Annotated in this window: 15 protein-coding genes; 6 read left to right on the top strand and 9 right to left on the bottom strand. The window is 71.2% G+C overall.

From position 1 onward, the window contains the following. Positions 1 to 44: 44 nt before the first annotated feature. The 7 genes from dnaB to ACQ393_RS10630 form a co-directional block, all read right to left on the bottom strand. Entirely contained in the window at positions 45 to 1,418 is a 1,374-nt protein-coding gene (dnaB, locus tag ACQ393_RS10600) for a replicative DNA helicase (RefSeq protein ID WP_430646799.1), read from the bottom strand. Between the two features lie 487 nt (positions 1,419 to 1,905). After that, the gene (gene rplI, locus ACQ393_RS10605) at positions 1,906 to 2,358 is read right to left on the bottom strand and encodes a 50S ribosomal protein L9 (RefSeq protein ID WP_430646800.1); all 453 of its coding nucleotides are present in this window, start codon (positions 2,356 to 2,358) and stop codon (positions 1,906 to 1,908) included. Between the two features lie 11 nt (positions 2,359 to 2,369). Next, positions 2,370 to 2,630: a 30S ribosomal protein S18 gene (rpsR, locus tag ACQ393_RS10610; RefSeq protein ID WP_067947514.1), complete on the bottom strand. Its 261-nt coding sequence runs from the start codon at positions 2,628 to 2,630 to the stop codon at positions 2,370 to 2,372. A 72-nt stretch (positions 2,631 to 2,702) separates the two neighbouring features. After that, entirely contained in the window at positions 2,703 to 3,218 is a 516-nt protein-coding gene (locus tag ACQ393_RS10615; RefSeq protein ID WP_430646801.1) for a single-stranded DNA-binding protein, read from the bottom strand. Between the two features lie 5 nt (positions 3,219 to 3,223). Further along, complete coding sequence (gene rpsF, locus ACQ393_RS10620; RefSeq protein ID WP_430646802.1) at positions 3,224 to 3,607, bottom strand: 30S ribosomal protein S6; 384 nt, start codon at positions 3,605 to 3,607, stop codon at positions 3,224 to 3,226. Between the two features lie 276 nt (positions 3,608 to 3,883). After that, positions 3,884 to 4,828: a hypothetical protein gene (locus tag ACQ393_RS10625; protein ID WP_430646803.1), complete on the bottom strand. Its 945-nt coding sequence runs from the start codon at positions 4,826 to 4,828 to the stop codon at positions 3,884 to 3,886. Between the two features lie 250 nt (positions 4,829 to 5,078). Then, positions 5,079 to 6,512 (bottom strand): CCA tRNA nucleotidyltransferase, encoded by a 1,434-nt coding sequence (locus ACQ393_RS10630; protein ID WP_430646804.1) that lies wholly within the window; start codon positions 6,510 to 6,512, stop codon positions 5,079 to 5,081. Positions 6,513 to 6,661: 149 nt separating this feature from the next. Between ACQ393_RS10630 and ACQ393_RS10635 the strand changes: the two genes are divergently transcribed. The 6 genes from ACQ393_RS10635 to ACQ393_RS10660 all read left to right on the top strand — a co-directional run bounded on the left by ACQ393_RS10635 (position 6,662) and on the right by ACQ393_RS10660 (position 14,529). Beyond that, positions 6,662 to 8,869: a DUF6049 family protein gene (locus ACQ393_RS10635; RefSeq protein ID WP_430646805.1), complete on the top strand. Its 2,208-nt coding sequence runs from the start codon at positions 6,662 to 6,664 to the stop codon at positions 8,867 to 8,869. Continuing rightward, positions 8,862 to 10,484 carry a murein biosynthesis integral membrane protein MurJ gene (murJ, locus tag ACQ393_RS10640; protein ID WP_430646806.1) on the top strand — a complete coding sequence of 541 codons (1,623 nt, stop codon included), beginning with the start codon at positions 8,862 to 8,864 and terminating at the stop codon, positions 10,482 to 10,484. Before ACQ393_RS10635 ends, murJ begins: the two co-directional genes overlap by 8 nt. 174 nt (positions 10,485 to 10,658) lie before the next feature. Then, positions 10,659 to 11,669, top strand: coding sequence for a thioredoxin-disulfide reductase (gene trxB / locus ACQ393_RS10645; RefSeq protein WP_430646807.1), 1,011 nt, complete (start codon positions 10,659 to 10,661; stop codon positions 11,667 to 11,669). Between the two features lie 76 nt (positions 11,670 to 11,745). Then, entirely contained in the window at positions 11,746 to 12,069 is a 324-nt protein-coding gene (gene trxA, locus ACQ393_RS10650) for a thioredoxin (RefSeq protein ID WP_401000532.1), read from the top strand. A gap of 161 nt (positions 12,070 to 12,230) precedes the next feature. Then, positions 12,231 to 13,553 carry a PLP-dependent aminotransferase family protein gene (locus ACQ393_RS10655; protein WP_430646808.1) on the top strand — a complete coding sequence of 441 codons (1,323 nt, stop codon included), beginning with the start codon at positions 12,231 to 12,233 and terminating at the stop codon, positions 13,551 to 13,553. Between the two features lie 16 nt (positions 13,554 to 13,569). After that, complete coding sequence (locus ACQ393_RS10660; RefSeq protein ID WP_430646809.1) at positions 13,570 to 14,529, top strand: D-alanine--D-alanine ligase family protein; 960 nt, start codon at positions 13,570 to 13,572, stop codon at positions 14,527 to 14,529. A gap of 46 nt (positions 14,530 to 14,575) precedes the next feature. On the opposite strand, the gene ACQ393_RS10665 is transcribed toward ACQ393_RS10660, so the two are convergent. Both ACQ393_RS10665 and ACQ393_RS10670 read right to left on the bottom strand, forming a co-directional pair. Next, complete coding sequence (locus ACQ393_RS10665) at positions 14,576 to 15,553, bottom strand: ParB/RepB/Spo0J family partition protein (protein ID WP_430646810.1); 978 nt, start codon at positions 15,551 to 15,553, stop codon at positions 14,576 to 14,578. Further along, complete coding sequence (locus tag ACQ393_RS10670) at positions 15,553 to 16,434, bottom strand: ParA family protein (RefSeq protein WP_430647017.1); 882 nt, start codon at positions 16,432 to 16,434, stop codon at positions 15,553 to 15,555. Before ACQ393_RS10670 ends, ACQ393_RS10665 begins: the two co-directional genes overlap by 1 nt. Positions 16,435 to 18,331 lie beyond the last annotated feature (1,897 nt).

An 18,331-nucleotide genomic window follows, 5' to 3' on the forward strand; every position in this document is an offset into this window, starting at 1 on the left:
CGCGGCCCGTCGGGGACGGGCCGCGCGCTGTGGGGGCAGCTCGGCTACACCTGCACCATGTCGGCGAACCGCGAGAAGTGCCCGTGGAACGCCACGGTCACGGTCCGGGTCGGGCCGTTGCGGTGCTTGGCGACGATGAGGTCGGCCTCGCCCGCGCGCGGGCTGTCGCGCTCGTAGGCCGACTCGCGGTGGAGCAGGATCACCATGTCGGCGTCCTGCTCGATCGAGCCCGACTCGCGGAGGTCGGAGAGCGCGGGCATCTTGTCGGCACGCTGCTCGGGGCCGCGGTTCAGCTGCGACAGCGCGAGCACCGGCACCTGGAGCTCCTTCGCGAGCAGCTTCAGCGCACGCGAGAACTCGGACACCTCCTGCTGGCGGCTCTCGACGCGCTTGCCGCTCGTCATGAGCTGCAGGTAGTCGATGACGACCATCTTGAGGCCGACGCGCTGCTTGAGCCGGCGGCACTTCGCGCGGATCTCGACGAGGGTCATGTTGGGGGAGTCGTCGATGTAGAGCGGCGCGTCGTTGATGCGGCCGCGCGTGGAGGCGATGGTGGTCCAGTCGCGGGAGTCGACGGTGCCCTTGCGCATGTTCTGCAGGGGCACGGATGCCTCGGCCGAGAGCAGTCGCATCGCGATCTCGCTGCGCCCCATCTCGAGCGAGAAGAAGATCGTGGGCAGGTCATGCGTGATCGCCGCGGAGCGGGCGAAGTCGAGCGCGAGCGTCGACTTTCCCATGGCGGGGCGGGCGGCGACGATGATCATCTGCCCGGGGTGGAACCCGTTGGTGAGGTCGTCGAGGTCGGCGAACCCGGTCGGCACGCCGGTCATCTTGCCGTCGGTGTGCTTCGCCGCCTCGATCTCGTCGATCGCGGTGCCGATCGCATCCGTCAGGGGGACGTAGTCCTCGCTCTCGACGGACCCCGTGACCGAGTAGATCTCGGCCTGGGCGTTGTTGACGAGCTCGACGACCTCGCCCTCGCCCGCGTAGCCCATCTGCACGATGCGGGTGCCCGCCTCCACGAGGCGGCGGAGGAGCGCCCGCTCCGCCACGATGGACGCGTAGTAGCCGGCGTTCGCGGCCGTCGGCACGAGGCTCGTGAGCGTGTGCAGGTACTCGACGCCGCCCGCGCGCTGCAGTTCGCCGTTCTTCGTGAGCTCGTCGGTGACCGCGATGACGTCGGTCGGCTCGCCGTGCGAGTACAGCGCGAGGATCGCGTTGAAGACGACCTCGTGCTTGGGCACGTAGAAGTCGATGCCGCGCAGCGTCTCGATGACGTCGGCGACCGCGTCCTTCGAGAGCATCATGCCGCCGAGCGCACTCTGCTCCGCCAGGAGGTCGTGGGGCGGGGTTCGCTCGCCGCGCCGGGCGTCGGGGTCGTCGACGGGTTCCGCGATCCCGATGTGCGCGATCGACACTGCTACCTCCGCTCGCCCGACGGGCATGTTCCATCGCCCCGCGACCAGTCTGCTCGGACCCCCCGACACCTCGTCGAACGGCTCTGGCGGGGCCCGTTCACGGCGTCATTCCGAAGGAGACTGACTCACCATAAGGAAGGGCTTCCCACAGCACAAGCCAGCCTGTGGATAACTCTGTGGAAGAGGTGGGCGAAACGCCGCCGGACATGTGCACAGGGGCTGTGGAGAACTGTGGAAATCTTGTGAATGGCACCCAGTGAATTCCGGTCTGACCTGGCCATTCTTCAATCCACACCTGTTGGGGGAAAATTCTTCCGTTTTCGTACTGCGGCCCGTCCCGTCCTGTGTACAAACCTGAGGACAGCACCCCGAAAAGCGGACTTGCGGGCACCGTCTCGAGGGGTGTATTGCGCACCCTCGACCGGCGCGGAAACGACGACGCGGCGGGGGCCTCAGCCCACCGCCGCGTCGTTCGCGTCGGAAGCGATTACTTCGCCGCGACCACCTGGAGGGTGATCGTCGCGGTGACCTCGTCGCGCAGCTTGACGGTGACCTCGTGGTCGCCGACCGACTTCACCGGAGCGGTGAACTCGACCTTGCGCTTGTCGATCTCGCCGAGACCGGCGTCGGCGACGGCCGCCGCGACATCCGCCGGCTTGACCGAGCCGAAGAGGCGGCCGCCGAGGCCGGCCTTGACGGCCAGCTTGACCTTGGCCGACTCGAGCTTGGCCTTGAGGGCCTGCGCGTCCTCGAGGGAGTGCAGCTCGCGCGCGGCGCGCGCGGCCTTGATCTGGTCGACCTGCTTCTGGCCGCCACGGGTCCACGGGGTCGCGAAGCCCTGGGGGACGAGGTAGTTGCGGGCGTACCCGTTCTTGACCTCGACCACGTCTCCGGCCTCGCCGAGACCGGAGACCTCGTGCGTGAGGATGATCTTTGCCATTTCCGTGCTCCTTAGCGGCCGGAGCCCGAGTAGGGCAGGAGCGCCATCTCGCGCGCGTTCTTCACGGCGCGGGCGATGAGGCGCTGCTCCTGCACGGAGACACCGGTGATGCGACGGGCGCGGATCTTGCCGCGCTCCGAGATGAACTTCCGAAGGGTCGCGACATCCTTGTAGTCGATGACGCCGACCTTGACGGACTTCGCGGGGGCGGCGTTCTTCGCGCCCTTGCCGCCGCGAGGCTTGCGGCGGTCGCCGCTGCTCTTTCCAGCCATTGATCTTTCCTGTCGTGTGTGAGTTCTGGTTGCGAGCGGATGCCGCGTGGCATCCGTCGCCGGCCTGACGGCCTAGAAGGGCGTCTCGTCGCCGTAGTTGGTGCCCGGGGTGTTCCAGACGTCGCCGCCGCCGCCCGAGGACTGGGCGGGGGCGCTCGGCGCCCACGCGTCGTCGGACTGCTGGCCGCCCCCGAAGGAGCCGCCTCCGCCGACGCCGCGGTTGGACTGGGCGCGCGTCACGGACGCGGTGGCGTAGCGCAGGCTCGGGCCGATCTCGTCGATCTCGAGCTCGATGCTCGTGCGCTTCTCGCCTTCCTTCGTCTCGTAGGAACGCTGCTTGAGACGCCCGGAAGCGATGACCCGGGTTCCCTTGGTGAGCGATCCCGCGACGTGCTCGGCGAACTCGCGCCAGCAGCTCGCGCGCAGGAAGAGGGCCTCGCCGTCCTTCCACTCGTTCGCCTGACGGTCGAACGTGCGGGGGGTCGACGCGATCGTGAAGTTCGCGACCGCGAGCCCCGACTGCGTGTACCGCAGCTCGGGGTCGGCAGTGAGGTTGCCCACCACGGTGATGATGGTCTCGCCGGCCATGGGGACTAGGCGTCCTTCTTGGCGGGGGCCTTCGCGGCGGCGGCGGCCTTCTTCGCGGCCTTCGCCTCCTCGGCCTTCTTCACGGCGGCGACCTGGGCGATCGCCTCCTCGGCACGGAGCACCTTGGTGCGCATGACGGCCTCGCTGAGGTTCAGCTGGCGGTCGAGCTCGTTGGTGGTCGCGGACTCGGCGGTGAAGTCGACGACGGCGTAGATGCCCTCGGACTTCTTGTTGATCTCGTACGCCAGGCGACGCTTGCCCCAGATGTCGACGTTGTCGACGGTGCCGCCGTCCTTGCGGATGACGTTGAGGAACTTGTCGAGGCTGGGAGCAACGGTACGCTCGTCGATCGACGGATCGAGGATGACCATCAGCTCGTACTGGTGCATGACAGACCCACCTCCTTCGGACTCAGCGGTCACAGACGGTCTGTGACAGGAGGGTGTACATGCGTCATCGTGCGGAGGCCCGGATTCGGGCACGCAGACAACCTGTCAAGTGTAACGGATGCCCCGCCCCCGCGCACATCGGGCCGGGGCCGCCTCAGCACGCTCCCGCCCGCATCTCCATTCCGCCGAGTGTTACATCTGCCGCCGAGTGATACCGGCCCACCCGTATCACTCGGCGCGGCCTGTATCACTCGCGATGGGCAGTCGGGATGCGGCTCATCGCACCTTCGGCAGCCCGTCGGCGAGCAGCAGTCGCTCGAGCCGACGCGGATCCATGACATCGGCCCACTCCCACCTCGACCCGCGGGGGCGATGGCGCCGCACGCGATCCTCGCGCTGCTTCTCCGCCCAGACCACCTGCTCGATCGTCCGGCCCCCGGTCAGCGGCTCCCGCACGTACTTGCCGAAGCCGTCGAACTCGCCGAAGCGCTCGTACTCGGGCCAGTCGAAGTCGACCACGTCGACCCCGCCGTCGAGCCGGGCGAACGGCACCTGGAGCTCGGGCGCCGGGAACCCGAGCCGGTGCAGGTGCCAACGGCTCACCGACTCGCCCGCCGAGCCGGAGCGAGCATCGGCGAATGCCGCGCACATCAGGGCGCCGCGGATGCCGCGGGCGCGAGGTCGGGCGCGGAACGCCTCGATGAGCTCGTCCTTCGCGAGTCCGGCCACCTGCGTCCCGAGCGCCGAGACGAGACGAGCCCGGAGCACGGCGTCGACCGCCGACACCCCCGTCTGCGGGGATCGGCTCGCCGCGAGGTCGAACGCCGTGCGCTCGAGGCTCGTCGCGGCGAACCCGTCGATCTCGACGATGTCGCGATCACCCAGTCGATGGTTGTGCCAGACGACGTCTCCGCGAGTGCGGCGTCCGATCTTCGCCCCCGCCATCAGATGCACGCCGCCCAGGCGCCCGACGATCGGAATGCCCCAGAGCAGCGCAGCCGACTCGTGCGAGAAGACGGGGTCGGATGTCGCGGCCGCGACGGCCTGCATCCTCACGAAGTGCCGTGCCTCCCGTTCCGTGCCGGGCCAGGCGTCCTCCGCGACGTAGAGCCCACGACGCACCCTGACCAGCTCGGCGGAACGCTCGGGCCGGTGGACCCCCTGAGTTCGGAGTGTCGCCGCCGACCGGAGGTCGGCCCTGCGCGGGGCGTATTCGTCCATGGGCCGACCCTGCCCCGTGCGTACACCCCGCGGTCCGGTTTCCCCGAGCCATCCGGAGCCCGGCCACTACGCCGCCATGTGGAGGACCAGTCGTCTGTTGCACCCGCCGCCGAAGCCGAACCGGACGGGGATCCGCGCGGCCAGTGCCGAGTGATACCGATCCCGCCGAGTGATACCGGCCCACCGGTATCACTCGGCGGCAGGTGTATCACACCCCGGGATGGGATGGGCGGACGGGGCGGGCGCGGCGTCAGGCGTCGCCGCGGCCGGCCCACCAGGCGAGCAGGCGCTCGCGCGCGGCATCCGGCCCGATCGGGCCCTCGTCGAGCCGCACGTCGAGCAGGTACTTGTACGCCTCGCCGACGACCGGGCCGGGGCGGATGCCGAGGATCGCCATGATCTGCTGCCCGTCGAGCTCGGGGCGCACCGCGGCGAGCTCCTCCTCCTCGGCGAGCCGCGCGATGCGCTCCTCGAGGTCGTCGTAGGCGAAGCCGAGGCGGTCGGCCTTGCGGCGGTTGCGGGTCGTGACATCCGCCCGGGTGAGGATGTGCAGCCGCTCGAGCTGGTCGCCGGCATCGCGCACGTAGCGGCGCACGGCCGAGTCGGTCCACGCGCCATCCGTGTACCCGAAGAAGCGCAGGTGCAGCTCGATGAGGCGCGACACCGCCTTGACCGTGTCGTTGTCGAACCGCAGCGCGCGCAGCCGCTTGCGGGCGAGCTTCGCGCCGACCAGGTCGTGGTGGTGGAACGACACCGCTCCGCCGGACTCGAGCCGCCGCGTCGCGGGCTTGCCGATGTCGTGCAGCAACGCGGCGAGGCGCACCACGAGATCGGGGGAGTCGAGCACCCCGCGCGAGACCTCGTAGTCGATGGCCTGGTCGAGCACGGTCAGGCTGTGCTCGTAGACGTCCTTGTGGTGGTGGTGCTCGTCGATCTCGAGGCGCAGCGCCGGCACCTCGGGCAGCACGCGCGCCGCGATACCGCTGTCGACGAGCAGGCGGATGCCGCGGCTCGCCGCGCCCGTGCAGAGCAGCTTCGACAGCTCGTCGCGCACGCGCTCGGCGGAGATGCGGTCGATCTCCGGGGCGAGGGCGGACATGGCGGCGCGCGTGCCCGGCTCGACCTCGAACCCGAGCTGCGCCGCGAAGCGGGCGGCGCGCATCATCCGCAGCGGGTCGTCGCCGAACGAGACCTCGGGCGCCGCGGGCGTCCGCAGCACCTGGCCGATGAGGTCCTCGACGCCGCCCGACGGGTCGACGAGCGTGCGCTGCGGGAGTCGCAGGGCGAGGGCATTGACCGTGAAGTCGCGGCGGACCAGGTCGTCCTCGAGCGACGTGCCGAAGACCACCTCGGGTTTGCGCGACGTGCCGTCGTACGCGTCGGCGCGGTACGTCGTGATCTCGACGGTGTGGCCGTGCACGAGCGCCCCGATGGTGCCGAACGCTCGGCCGATGTCCCAGTGCGCCTCGGCGATCGGCTTGACCACGGCGAGGATCTCGTCGGGCGTGGCATCCGTCGTGAAGTCGAGGTCGTTCGTCGACCGGCCGAGGAAGGCGTCTCGCACGGGGCCGCCGACGAGGGCGAACTCGAAGCCGGCCGCCTCGAAGGCGTCGGCGAGCGTGGCGACCGTCGGCGAGGCCGCCAGACCCGCGAGCCGGTCGAGGGCCTCCGCGACACTCTGCATTGCTCCATGTTAGGCACGGCGGGCTCGGCGGAGCGGCGTCGAGCCCGCTCACCCAGGCGACGAAGCTCCCGACGCCCCGGCGGCGCTCGCGACGACGCCCCCGGCGGCGCCCCGCATCCTCCCGGGCCGCTCACCGTAGAATCGCCCTCATGCCGGCCGAGTCGACCACTCCTCGACGCCTGCGCCGACTCCTCGCCAACCTCTCAGCCGGGACCGCCACCGCGGCCCTCGGGCTCGCCGGCGCGGTCGCGCCCTTCGGCGGCCCGACCGGCCCGGCACCCGCATTCGCGGCCGAGCCGGACGGCGGAGTCCGCGTGAGCGTCGCCCCCGCCGACGGCACCGCCGTGACGGCCGGCGCACCCGTCGACGTGGTCGTCGAGATCGTCAACGGCGGCGAGACCGCGGTCGAGGCCGGCACGCTCTCGCTCGGCATCGCCGCATCCGGACTCGACGACGAGGACGGCCTCGATGACTGGACGAGCGACGGCGGCCTGCCGCCATCCGCCCGCACCGTCTTCGAACGCGACACCGCAGCCCTGCCCGTGGGTTCGGTGACGACGCTCCGGTTCACCCTGCCCGCGAGCGCGACCGACGCGACCGACCCCGCCATCGGCCTGGCCGCCTCCCTCGAATCGGGCGGGGCGGATGTCGCGGGCGCCGCCACGGCCGTCGCGAACACGCTCGTCGCCGACGACGACCGCCCCGGATTCGCGCTCGCCTACCCGCTGACCGTGCCCGCGGACGAGGGTGGGCTCATCCCCGCCGAGCGCCTGGAGTCGTGGACCGGACCGACCGGCCTGCTCACCCGCCAGCTCGAGGCCGTCTCGGGGAAGGATGTCGCGGTCGGGCTCGATCTGCGCATCCCGCTGTCGATCCGCGTGCTGGGATCCTCGGCGCCCGAGTCGGCCGTCGCGTGGCTCGAGGCGCTCGCGCTCATGCCGAACGAGGTGTTCCCGCTCGCGTACGCCGACGCCGACCTGGCCGCGCAGTCCCAGGCCGGACTCGACGCACCGCTCGAGCCGCTCGGCTTCGCCGACCTCGTCGATCCCGCCGACTTCGCGGAGGCGCAGGGGACCGCCGGCGCGACCACCGTTCCCGGCCAGGCGCCGACCGACGAGGAGCTGCTCGCGTGGGACTTCACGCGGACCGACCTCGCCTGGCCTGCCGACGGCACCGTGGCATCCGGCGACCTCGACCATTTCGCGGCCGGCGGCCTGACGACCGCGATCCTCGCGCCCGGCAACGTCGAGCCGGCGCGGGCCGGCGCCAACGCGGCCGCGACGATCGAGGGCCGCGGTGGGGTCGTGGCCGATCCGCGGCTGCAGACCCCGCTGCGGCTCGCCGCCGCCGCCCAGACCGACGCCACCTGGCGGAGCGCCGCCTCGCGACTGGTCGCCGAGCTCGCGATCGGGTCGGGTGCCGGCGCCGGCGCCTCCACGGTGCTGCTCGGCACGTTCGCCCGATCGGCCGGCGCCGAGGCCGAGCGGATCGCGGACACGCTGGACGCCCTCGCCGGCTCGCGGTGGTCGCGCACCGCGACGCTGGCCGAGGCCGTCGGCGCACCGCCCGCGTCGCGGGAGCTGGTCTCGCTCCCCGAGGACGACCAGCGCATCGAGAACGTGCAACGGCTGCTCGGCGCCGAGGCGGCCGTCGAGGAGTTCTCGGACGTGCTCGACGACCCCGCCCTCCTCACCGCGCCCACTCGCCGGGACCTGCTCGGCCTGCTGGCGGTCGGCTGGCTCGACCTGCCCACCGAGTGGACCGACGCGATCGGCCGCTGGCTCATCGACCAGCGCGCGATCACCGACTCGGTCGTCGTCGTCCCGACGAGCAGCGTCCTCGTGGTCGCGAGCGAGACGGGCATCCCGATCACGGTCGAGAACGACCTGCCCTACCCGGTGAACGTGGTCCTCACGGTCGACCCCTCGAACGGCCGCCTGCTCGTTGAGGAGCCCGTCGAGGCGACGGTCGAGGGCGAGAGCCGGCGCACGATCCAGGTCCCGGTCGCGGCGGGCGTCGGCAGCGGCGAGGTCGACCTCGAGGTCTCGATCGCATCCCCCGACGGCACACCGCTCGGCTCGATCGTCGAGATCCCCGCGAACGTGCACGCCGACTGGGAGGGCGTGGGCGCCACGATCCTCGCCGTGCTCGCCGTGCTCGTCTTCGGCGCCGGCATCGTGCGCACGGTCCTGCGCCGGCGGCGCGGCCGGGCTGATGCCGGGGATCCGACGGATGCGACCGACGCGGCGGATGCGGCGGATGCCACGCCCGAGACGGACGCCACCGACTCCACGGACATCACCGACGCGGCGTCCTCGCCCACCACCACCCGACCGGAGGACCCCCCGCATGGCTGACGACCGCATCGCCCGGGCGAGCCTCTTCCTCGCCTCGGGCACGATCGTCTCGCGCCTCCTCGGGTTCCTGAAGGCGATCGTGCTCGCCGCCACGATCGGCGTCGTCGGCTCGGCCAGCGCCGACGCGTTCGCCGTGGCGAACGGCCTGCCGAACACGGTCTACGTCATCGTCGCCGGCGGCGTGCTGTCCGCGGTGCTCGTGCCGCAGATCGTGCGGGCGAGCGCGCACGCCGACGGCGGGAGCGCCTACATCAACAAGCTCGTCACGCTGGCGCTCGTCGTGATCTTCGCGGCGACCGTCGTCGCGACGGCCCTGGCTCCCGTGCTGGCGTGGATCTACGGCGGGAGCTTCCCGCCGGACACGCTCGCGCTCGCGACCGCGTTCGCGTTCTGGTGCCTGCCGCAGATCTTCTTCTACGGCCTCTACACGCTGCTCGGCGAGGTGCTCAACGCCCGTCGCAGCTTCGGCCCGTTCACCTGGGTCCCGGTCCTGAACAACGTCGTCGCGCTCATCGGCCTCGTGGTGTTCGGGCTCGCCTTCGGCTTCGATCCCGACGGCACGCGGTCCGCGTCGGACTGGACCCCTGGCATGATCGTCCTCCTCGCCGGCTCGGCGACCCTCGGCATCGCCGCCCAGGCGATCGTCCTGTTCTGGTTCTGGCGCCGCATCGGCCTGCGCTACCGCCCCGACTTCCGCTGGCGCGGCGTCGGGCTGCGTTCGGCCGGCCGGATGGCGGCGTGGACGTTCGGGATGCTGCTGCTCACGACGTTCGCGGGCATCGTGCAGACCCGGGTCGCCGCCACGGCCTCCGAGCAGGGCGCGTCGGTCGCGGCGATCGAGAGCGCGTGGCTGATCTTCATGCTGCCGCACTCGGTCATCACGGTCTCCATCGCGACCGCGTACTTCACGCGCATGAGCGAGCACGCGCGCGACGGGTTCCTCGATCGCGTCCGCGACGACCTGTCGGGCGCGGTGCGCGCCGTGGCCCTCATCCTCGTGCTCGCGGCGGCCGTGCTCGTCGTGGTCGCGTACCCGTTCGCGGCCGTGTTCCAGCCGGGCAACCTGGCCAACGCCTCGGCGCTCGGCAACGTCATCGTCGCGTTCGCGATCGGGCTGGTCGGCTTCAGCATCCTGTTCGTCGTCCAGCGCACCTTCTACGCGCTCGGCGACACGCGCACCCCGTTCATGTTCACGCTCGTGCAGGTCGTCGTCTTCACGGCGCTCGCGCTCACGGCACTCCTCCTCCCGGTCGAGTGGACCGCGGTGGGCGTCGCCCTCTCGACCACGATCTCCGGGGCCGTCCAGCTCGGCCTCGCGGTGCTGCTGCTCCGCCCGAAGCTCGGGCGCCTCGACGCGAAGCGCGTGCTCGCGAGCCTCGCTCGCGACATCGCCGCCGTCATCGTCCCGGTGGCCGCGGGCTTCACGATCGTCTGGTCGCTCGGGGCGTTCGAGCCGGGCGGGTTCGCGATCGCCGACCGCTGGGGAGCGATCCTCGTCATGGCCGTCACCGGCGTCGTCATGGCGGTCCTGTACTTCGGCATGCTGTGGCTCCTGCGCTCGCCGGAGCTCCGCGGCTTCGCCGGCCCCGTGCTGCCCAGGCTCCGACGCCGATGACGACGGATGCCGCGGGGCGCGAGCCCGCGGCATCCGCTCTGCCTTCTGCGACCCTGTGACCCGCCTGCGAGCGCCCGGAGCCGCGGAATAGGCGCCGCCTAGACTGTGTTCACCATGTCGTGGCATCCGGTGAGTAGGAGGCCGCGGGCATCGCACGGAACGACAGGAGCGGGTTTGCGCGACATCATCATCATCGGGTCTGGGCCGGCGGGATTCACCGCCGCGATCTATGCGGCCCGCGCCGAGCTGAAGCCGCTGCTCATCGCCAGCTCGGTCGAGATCGGCGGCGAGCTGATGAACACGACCGAGGTCGAGAACTTCCCGGGCTTCCCCGAGGGCATCATGGGTCCCGACCTCATGGGCAAGATGCAGGCCCAGGCCGAGCGATTCGGCACCGAGGTCGTCTACGACGACGTCGTGGAGCTCGACGTCGAGGGCCCGGTCAAGCGCGTGAAGCTCGGCAACGGAGGTGAGCACGAGGCGAAGGCGATCATCTTCGCGACGGGCTCGGCCTACCGCAAGCTCGGCCTGCCCGAGGAGGAGCGCCTCTCCGGCCACGGGCTGTCGTGGTGCGCCACGTGCGACGGGTTCTTCTTCCGCGAGAAGACCATCGCGGTGGTCGGCGGTGGCGACTCCGCGATGGAGGAGGCCACCTTCCTCACGCGCTTCGCCGACAAGGTGTACGTCATCCACCGTCGCGACCAGCTCAAGGCGTCGAAGATCATGCAGCAGCGCGCCTTCGACAACCCGAAGATCGAGTTCGTCTGGAATGCCGAGGTGTCCGCCATCCACGGCGACACCGCCGTGTCCGGTGTCACGCTGACCGACACCGTCTCGGGCGACGTCCGCGCGCTCGACCTCGACGGCCTGTTCGTCGCGATCGGCAACGACCCGCGCACGCACCTCGTGCACGGCAAGCTCGAGCTCACCGCCGAGGGCACGATCTCCGTCGACGGCCGCTCCTCGCGCACGTCGGTGCCGGGCGTGTTCGCCGCGGGCGACGTCATCGACCCCACCTACCGCCAGGCCGTGACCGCCGCCGGTTCCGGCACGGTCGCCGCCCTCGACGCCGAGCACTACCTCGCCGCGCTCGAGGACACGGGCGACGAGCCCGTCGAAGCGTCCGCCGAGGCCGCCGAGGTCGACCACCTCGTGGCCGTCGACCTGGCGGACGCGTCGCGCTGATCCATCCGGAGCGGATGCCGACCGCGACCCGCGTCGGCGGCGCCCCTGAACACCGCTTCCACCTAAGGAGAGTTCCATGACCGCACGTGCAGTGTCCGAGGCCACCTTCGAGCAGGAGGTCCTCCAGAACGACAAGGCCGTCCTCGTCGACTTCTGGGCCGAGTGGTGCGGCCCGTGTCGCGCCGTGAGCCCGATCCTCGACCAGATCGCGACCGAGCACTCCGACAAGCTCGACATCGTCAAGCTGAACGTCGACGAGAACCCCGGGCTCGCGATGAAGTACCAGATCACCGCCATCCCGGCGATGAAGGTCTTCAAGGGCGGCGAGGTCGTGCGCACCGTGATCGGTGCGAAGCCCAAGCCGATCCTCGAGCAGGACCTCGCCGAGTTCATCGGCTGAGTCGGCAGGCGCGCCGGCGCAACGCCGCAATCCAGGGGGCCCGTAACCGCACCACGCGGTTGCGGGCCTTCGTCGTGCCCGGCGTCACGAGGCGGCATGCGGTTCGGACGCCCCCTGACGGCTGGCTAGCATGGAGAGCCTCAGCAGAACGGAATCCAGCAGTGACCTCTGACGGAGTGCCCCAGCGGGCCGGCAACAACCTCGATCCGTGGTACGCGAACTACGCCGAACGAGCCGCCGGCTTCGCCGCCTCCGAGGTTCGCGCCCTGTTCGCCGTGGCATCCCGGCCCGAGGTGGTCTCGCTCGCCGGCGGCATGCCGTTCGTCTCCGCCCTGCCGCAGGAACTCATCACCTCGGCCTTCGAGCGCACGATGCGCGAGCAGGGGCCGGTGGCCCTGCAGTACGGCTCCGGCCAGGGCATCCCCGCGCTGCGGGAGCACATCCTCGAGGTCATGTCGCTCGAGGGCATCCGGGCCTCGGTCGACAACGTCGTGACCTCGACGGGCTCGCAGCAGGCGCTCGACTTCGTCGCCAAGCTCTTCCTCGATCCCGGTGACGTGGTCCTCGCCGAGGCGCCGTCGTACGTCGGCGCGATGGGCGTGTTCCGGTCGTACCAGGCGTCGGTCGTGCACGTCGCCATGGACGACGAGGGTCTCATCCCCGAGGCGCTGCGCGAGACCATCGCCCACCTCCGCGGGCAGGGTCGCCGGATCAAGTTCCTCTACACGATCCCGAACTTCCACAACCCCGCCGGCGTGACGCTCTCGGCCGCCCGCCGACCCGAGATCCTCGAGATCTGCCGCACCAATGAGATCCTCGTGCTCGAGGACAACCCGTACGGCCTGCTGCACTTCGACGAGCCCGCACCGGACGCGCTCAGGTCGATGGACCCGGAGGGGGTCGTCTACCTCGGGTCGTTCTCCAAGACGTTGGCGCCCGGCTTCCGCGTCGGCTGGGCGCTCGCGCCGCACGCCATCCGCGAGAAGCTCATCCTCGCCGCCGAGTCGGCGATCCTGTCGCCGTCGTCGTTCAGCCAGCTCGTCGTCTCGGAGTACCTGTCGCAGGCCGACTGGCGTGGACAGATCGACGCCTTCCGCGGCGTCTACCGCGAACGCAAGGACGCGATGATCGAGGCGCTGGGGGAGTACCTGCCGCAGCTCTCGTGGACGAACCCGAACGGCGGGTTCTACGTCTGGGTGACCCTGCCCGACCGGCTCGACTCGAAGCAGATGCTCCCGCGCGCGGTGCGCGAGCTCGTCGCGTACACGCCGGGCACGGCCTTCTTCGCCGACGGACGCGGGCGCCACGCCATGCGACTGTCGTTCTGCTACCCCACACCGGAGGCCATCCGCCTCGGCATCCGCCGCCTGGCGACGGTGGTCAACGGCGAGCTCGACCTGCTCGACACGTTCGCGGGCACCGGCACGCTCCAGCTCCCCGATCGCCCCGGCATCGAGCCGGCCCCGCCCACCGACCTGAAGTAGTGGAGAACCCCTGATCATGAGCGATTCCAACGGGCTATCCGTCGTCGTGCTCGCGGGCGGCATCTCGCATGAGCGGGATGTCTCGCTGCGTTCCGGGCGGCGCGTCGCGGACGCGCTCGCCCAGGCTGGTCACCGCGTCGAACTGCGCGATCCGGATGCCACGCTCCTCCCGTACCTCTCCGAGCACCGCCCCGACGTGGTGTTCCCGGCGCTGCACGGCTCGAGCGGCGAGGACGGCACCCTGCTCGAGCTGCTCGCGGCGCTCGGCATCCCGACCGTCGGATCGACGGGCGCCGCCGCGCGTCGGGCGTGGTCGAAGCCGGTCGCGAACTCGCTGGTCGCCGCGGCCGGGGGAGCGGTGCCCGAGTCGATCGTGCTCTCGCACGAGGCGTTCCGCGAACTCGGTGCCGCGAGCGTGCTACGGGTCGTACGCGAGGCGCTGCCCGGCGACCTCGTCGTGAAGCCCGGCTCGGGCGGCTCGGCCCAGGGCGTCACGATCGTCGAGGCACCGGCCGACCTGCCGCGCGCGATGGTGGATGCGTTCACGTACGCCGACGTCGCCGTCGTCGAACGTCGGCTGCTCGGGACGGAGCTCGCGATCGCGATCCTCGAGACGGATGGCGCGCCCCGCGCCCTGCCCGCGGTCGAGATCGTGCCGTCCGACGGCGTGTACTCGTTCCAGGCGCGCTACAACGCGGGGGAGACGACGTTCTTCTCGCCGTGCCGGCTCTCGGAGGAGCACGTGGAACGCGCGCACGCGGCGGCACTCGCCGCCCACCGCGTGCTCGGACTCCGCGACCTCTCTCGCGTCGACCTGATCGTCGACGACGAGGGCACACCGTGGTTCCTCGAGGCGAACGTGCTCCCGGGACTCACCGAGACCTCGCTCGTTCCCCTGGCGATCGAGGCCTCGGGCACGGATGCCGCGGAGGTCTACGACGGGCTCGTCCGCACGGCCGCTCGCCGCGGCGCCTGATCCCTCCCGGGGCAGTCCGCACGAATCGGATGCCGACCCGTGCGGGTCAGAGGCCCTCGAGGTTCTCCCCGAGTTCCGACAGGATCCGACGAAGATCCTGGACCGTCGCGAAATCGATGTTGATCTGGCCTTTCCTGGCCCCCAGCGAGATCTTCACGCGCGTGTCGAGACGATCCCCGAGTCGAGTCGAGAGGTCGTCGAGGAACTCCTGGCGCTTGCCTGCCGCGGGCTTCACGCGCGCCGGCTTCGGCGCCGCCGACACGATCGCCTCGGCGGCGCGCACCGAGAGGTCCTCGTTCACGATCTTGTCCGCCAGCCGCTGCATGGCCTCCGGGTCGCCGGCCGCGAGGATGGCACGGGCGTGCCCCGCGCTCAGCACCCCGGCCGCGACGCGCATCTGCACCGGCTCGGGCAGCTTCAACAGCCGGAGGGTGTTCGAGATCTGCGGTCGCGACCGACCGATCCGCGCGGCGAGCTCCTCCTGGGTGATGCCGAAGTCCGCGAGCAGCTGCTGGTAGGCGGACGCCTCCTCGAGGGGGTTCAGCTGGGAGCGGTGCAGGTTCTCCAGCAGGGCGTCGCGGAGCATCGCCTCGTTCGCGGTGTCCTTGACGACCGCCGGAATGGAATCGAGGCCGGCCGCCTTCGTCGCCCGCAGACGTCGCTCGCCCATGACGAGCTCGTACTTCCCCGGTTCGTCGGGGTGGGGGCGGACGACGATCGGCTGGAGGACGCCGAACTCCCGCACCGAGTGCACGAGCTCCTCGAGGTCCTCCGGGTCGAAGACCGAACGCGGCTGCTGGGCGTTCGGGACGATGTCGTCGGGGTTGAGGCGGGCGAGGTGGGCACCCGGAACCGTCACGAGATTCGCCTCGACGGCATCCTCCACCGCGGTGACGGCCGCCTTCGGCGCCTCGCTCTCGGGGAAGAACACGTCGACCGGGCGGGTCGCGCGCGGCGTCGAGTCCTCGGTGGTCGGGATGAGTGCGCCGATGCCGCGGCCGAGGCCGGTCCGCTTGGTCGCCATCAGTCGGACTCCTTCGTGTCGGTCGCGTCGTGCGCTCCGCGCCACGCGATCTCCGCGGCCGCCTCGCGATACGAGAGCGAGCCGGTGGAGGCGAAGTCGTAGCTGATGACGCTCTGCCCGTAGCTCGGCGCCTCGGAGACTCGGACCGACCGGGGGATGATCGTGTCGAGGGTCTGGGTCGGGAAGTGGTCGCGGACCTCCTGCGCGACCTGCTGCGCGAGGTTCGTCCGCGAGTCGTACATGGTGAGGAGGATCGTCGTGAGGCGCAGCTCGGGGTTGAGATGACGCTCGATGAGCTCGATATTGCTGAGCAGCTGCGAGAGCCCCTCCAGGGCGTAGTACTCGCACTGGATCGGGATGAGCACCTCGCGCGCCGCGACGAAGGCATTGATCGTCAGCAGGCCGAGTGACGGCGGGCAGTCGATGAACACGTAGTCGTACGGACGCTCCATCGCCGCGAGGTGCGCGTCGAGTGCGCGGCGCAGCCGCTGCTCGCGGGCCACGAGCGAGACGAGTTCGATCTCGGCGCCCGCGAGGTGAATGGTCGCGGGAACGCAGTCGAGGTTCTCGTGCTCGGTCGACGGCTGGACCACGTCGGCGATGGGGAGATCGGACACGAGCACCTCGTACACGCTCTGCAGGTCGGATCGATGGTCGACCCCGAGCGCGGTGGAGGCGTTGCCCTGCGGGTCCAGGTCGACGACCAGCACGTGCGCGCCGGCCCGGGCGAGCGCCGCGGCGAGGTTGACGGCCGAGGTGGTCTTGCCGACGCCGCCCTTCTGGTTCGAGATCGTGAAGACGCGCGTGCGTTCCGGCAGCGGCAGGACGGCCTGGTCGAGGGCGAGACGGCGCCGGGTCTCGTCGGCAAGCTGATCGGCCAGGGGAGTTCCTCCGTGTGATTCCGATGTTTCACGTGAAACCGACGCGCTCGGGTCGGCCGCGACGGTGTGCGTCGCTGCGGCGTAGGGGTGGGATGCCGATACGGCGTCCTCGGGCTGATCGACGCGAGGTTCGGTCGCCGGTGCATCGTCCGCCTCGACAGCATACGGCTCCGGCGCCGCGGATGCCGCCTCGGGGGCCCTCGGAGGCCCGGGTTCGGACGCGGTCGCCGAGGGTGTGCGATCGTCGCCGCCGGATGTCGGAACCCCGGTCCCGGTTCCGGGTGTGGTCGGCACGGACTCCACGGGCTCCGACTCGTGGCGCTCCTCTTCATGGCTCGCGCGATTTCGGGCCGGAGCCGGGGATCCTGTGGCGTCCGGTGCGGGTTGCGGTGCGGCCTCCCGCACCGGGCGAGGCTGATGAAGACTCGACACGGTCTCGGCGGTCGCGTCACCGACGATCTCGCGGATGATGTCCTCGAGCAGCTTGTCGGGATCGCTGTGCGGCAGCGTCCGGCCGGCCGGAGACGCATCGGGGGCCGTCTCGCCCGAGAGCGCCGCTGCGGTCGCCGCGTCCCAGTCGTACCTCGAGGATGACGCGGCCGGAGACCCCGTCCGGTCGCGAGTGGCCGATTCGACGGCACCCGCCGGGTCGCCTGGGGCCGAGGAGCGCTGGGCCGGAGGCGGCGGCTCGCTCGCGGCGGGGGAGCGGAGGCCGGACCGGGTCGACCTGTCGGGCTCCGGTCCTGCCTGCGGACGTGCCGACGGAACAGCCTCGGTTTGCTGGGTTCGCCCCGCCGCTTCGGGCGGCGCCCACTGACGGTCGGCGACGTCACGGGACGGCCGCGGCTCCGCCGGCGTGGCCGTCGACTCGGCCGTCGGTTCCGCGGGCCCCGGTGCGCGCGGGGTCCGCTCCGACGGCCGAAGCAGCGAATCGAAGTCCGGACGATCGGATGGCGCGAACGGCGCGGAGCCCGTTCCCTCACGCCGTTGCGCCTCGTACGCCTCGAGGCGCGTGAGCTCCGGCTCCGCCTCCGGCGGCTTCGGCGACGGGGCATCGGCGGGGGGCTTCCTGCGTTGGAACCAGCCCCGGCCATTCGCCATCTGCGCACCCCTACCCCGCTCGAGACCGCCCAGGTCACCCCGCGATCGTCTTCGAGACCCAAGCCTAATCGCCGCATCCGATGCGCGGCTCCGGTGTCGCCGGCGATCCGGGAGTCCGCTGCAAGCGATCCCGGCATCGCAGACGAGCGCGGGCATGCCCCGGTGTTTCACGTGAAACGTCGAGGGCTGAGCGTGTCGAAGGCTGCCGCCGTTTCACGTGAAACGTCGGTGGGGTCGTTCGGCGGCCGATGCCGGGGCCACACCGAGACCCGGCGCGGGAGACCAGGGCGCTCGTACTCGACGGCGGCCCGGATGCGACGGCGCCGCCCACGGCGACCCGGTGGCGCGCCCGTCCGTCAGGCTCACGAGATCATCTCGGCCACGAAACGACGAGTCTCGTCGAGGGTGGCGTCCGACTCGTCGATATCCCATCGGCTGAGCTGGGAGACGATCCCCCCCCCCCCCCAATGATCCCGTCGCAGCATGACGGGGAGTACATCGTCGGGGGCGGGCCACCCCAGCGCGTCGTGCGGCTCGGCGGACACTGCGGACGCGCGCCATCCGGCATCCCGCACGCTCGGGCCCTCGATCGCTGGCCAGACGTCGCCCGAACAGGCTCGCGGGACCACGGACACGCGAGAGACCGGTTCGCAGACCACACTTCCACGGACCGATCGGGTCGAAGGGACACGGACCGTCTTTCGCAGTCCGCCCCCAGTGCCCCGGCCGGTGAAACCCGCATCGCGCAGACCCTCGTGTGGTCTGCACCCCGCAGCCCGCATCTCGACTGCGACCG

The sequence above is a fragment of the Agromyces sp. GXS1127 genome, assembly GCF_050565425.1.
Taxonomy (GTDB): Bacteria; Actinomycetota; Actinomycetes; order Actinomycetales; family Microbacteriaceae; genus Agromyces.

Bases quoted from the DNA above. Each gene is read 5' to 3' on its own strand.
- rplI (WP_430646800.1), bottom strand. From the start codon at position 2,358: ATGGCAAAGATCATCCTCACGCACGAGGTCTCCGGTCTCGGCGAGGCC.
- rpsR (WP_067947514.1), bottom strand. From the start codon at position 2,630: ATGGCTGGAAAGAGCAGCGGCGACCGCCGCAAGCCTCGCGGCGGCAAG.
- ACQ393_RS10615 (WP_430646801.1), bottom strand. From the start codon at position 3,218: ATGGCCGGCGAGACCATCATCACCGTGGTGGGCAACCTCACTGCCGAC.
- rpsF (WP_430646802.1), bottom strand. From the start codon at position 3,607: ATGCACCAGTACGAGCTGATGGTCATCCTCGATCCGTCGATCGACGAG.
- ACQ393_RS10625 (WP_430646803.1), bottom strand. From the start codon at position 4,828: ATGGACGAATACGCCCCGCGCAGGGCCGACCTCCGGTCGGCGGCGACA.
- ACQ393_RS10630 (WP_430646804.1), bottom strand. From the start codon at position 6,512: ATGCAGAGTGTCGCGGAGGCCCTCGACCGGCTCGCGGGTCTGGCGGCC.
- ACQ393_RS10635 (WP_430646805.1), top strand. From the start codon at position 6,662: ATGCCGGCCGAGTCGACCACTCCTCGACGCCTGCGCCGACTCCTCGCC.
- murJ (WP_430646806.1), top strand. From the start codon at position 8,862: ATGGCTGACGACCGCATCGCCCGGGCGAGCCTCTTCCTCGCCTCGGGC.
- trxA (WP_401000532.1), top strand. From the start codon at position 11,746: ATGACCGCACGTGCAGTGTCCGAGGCCACCTTCGAGCAGGAGGTCCTC.
- ACQ393_RS10660 (WP_430646809.1), top strand. From the start codon at position 13,570: ATGAGCGATTCCAACGGGCTATCCGTCGTCGTGCTCGCGGGCGGCATC.
- ACQ393_RS10665 (WP_430646810.1), bottom strand. From the start codon at position 15,553: ATGGCGACCAAGCGGACCGGCCTCGGCCGCGGCATCGGCGCACTCATC.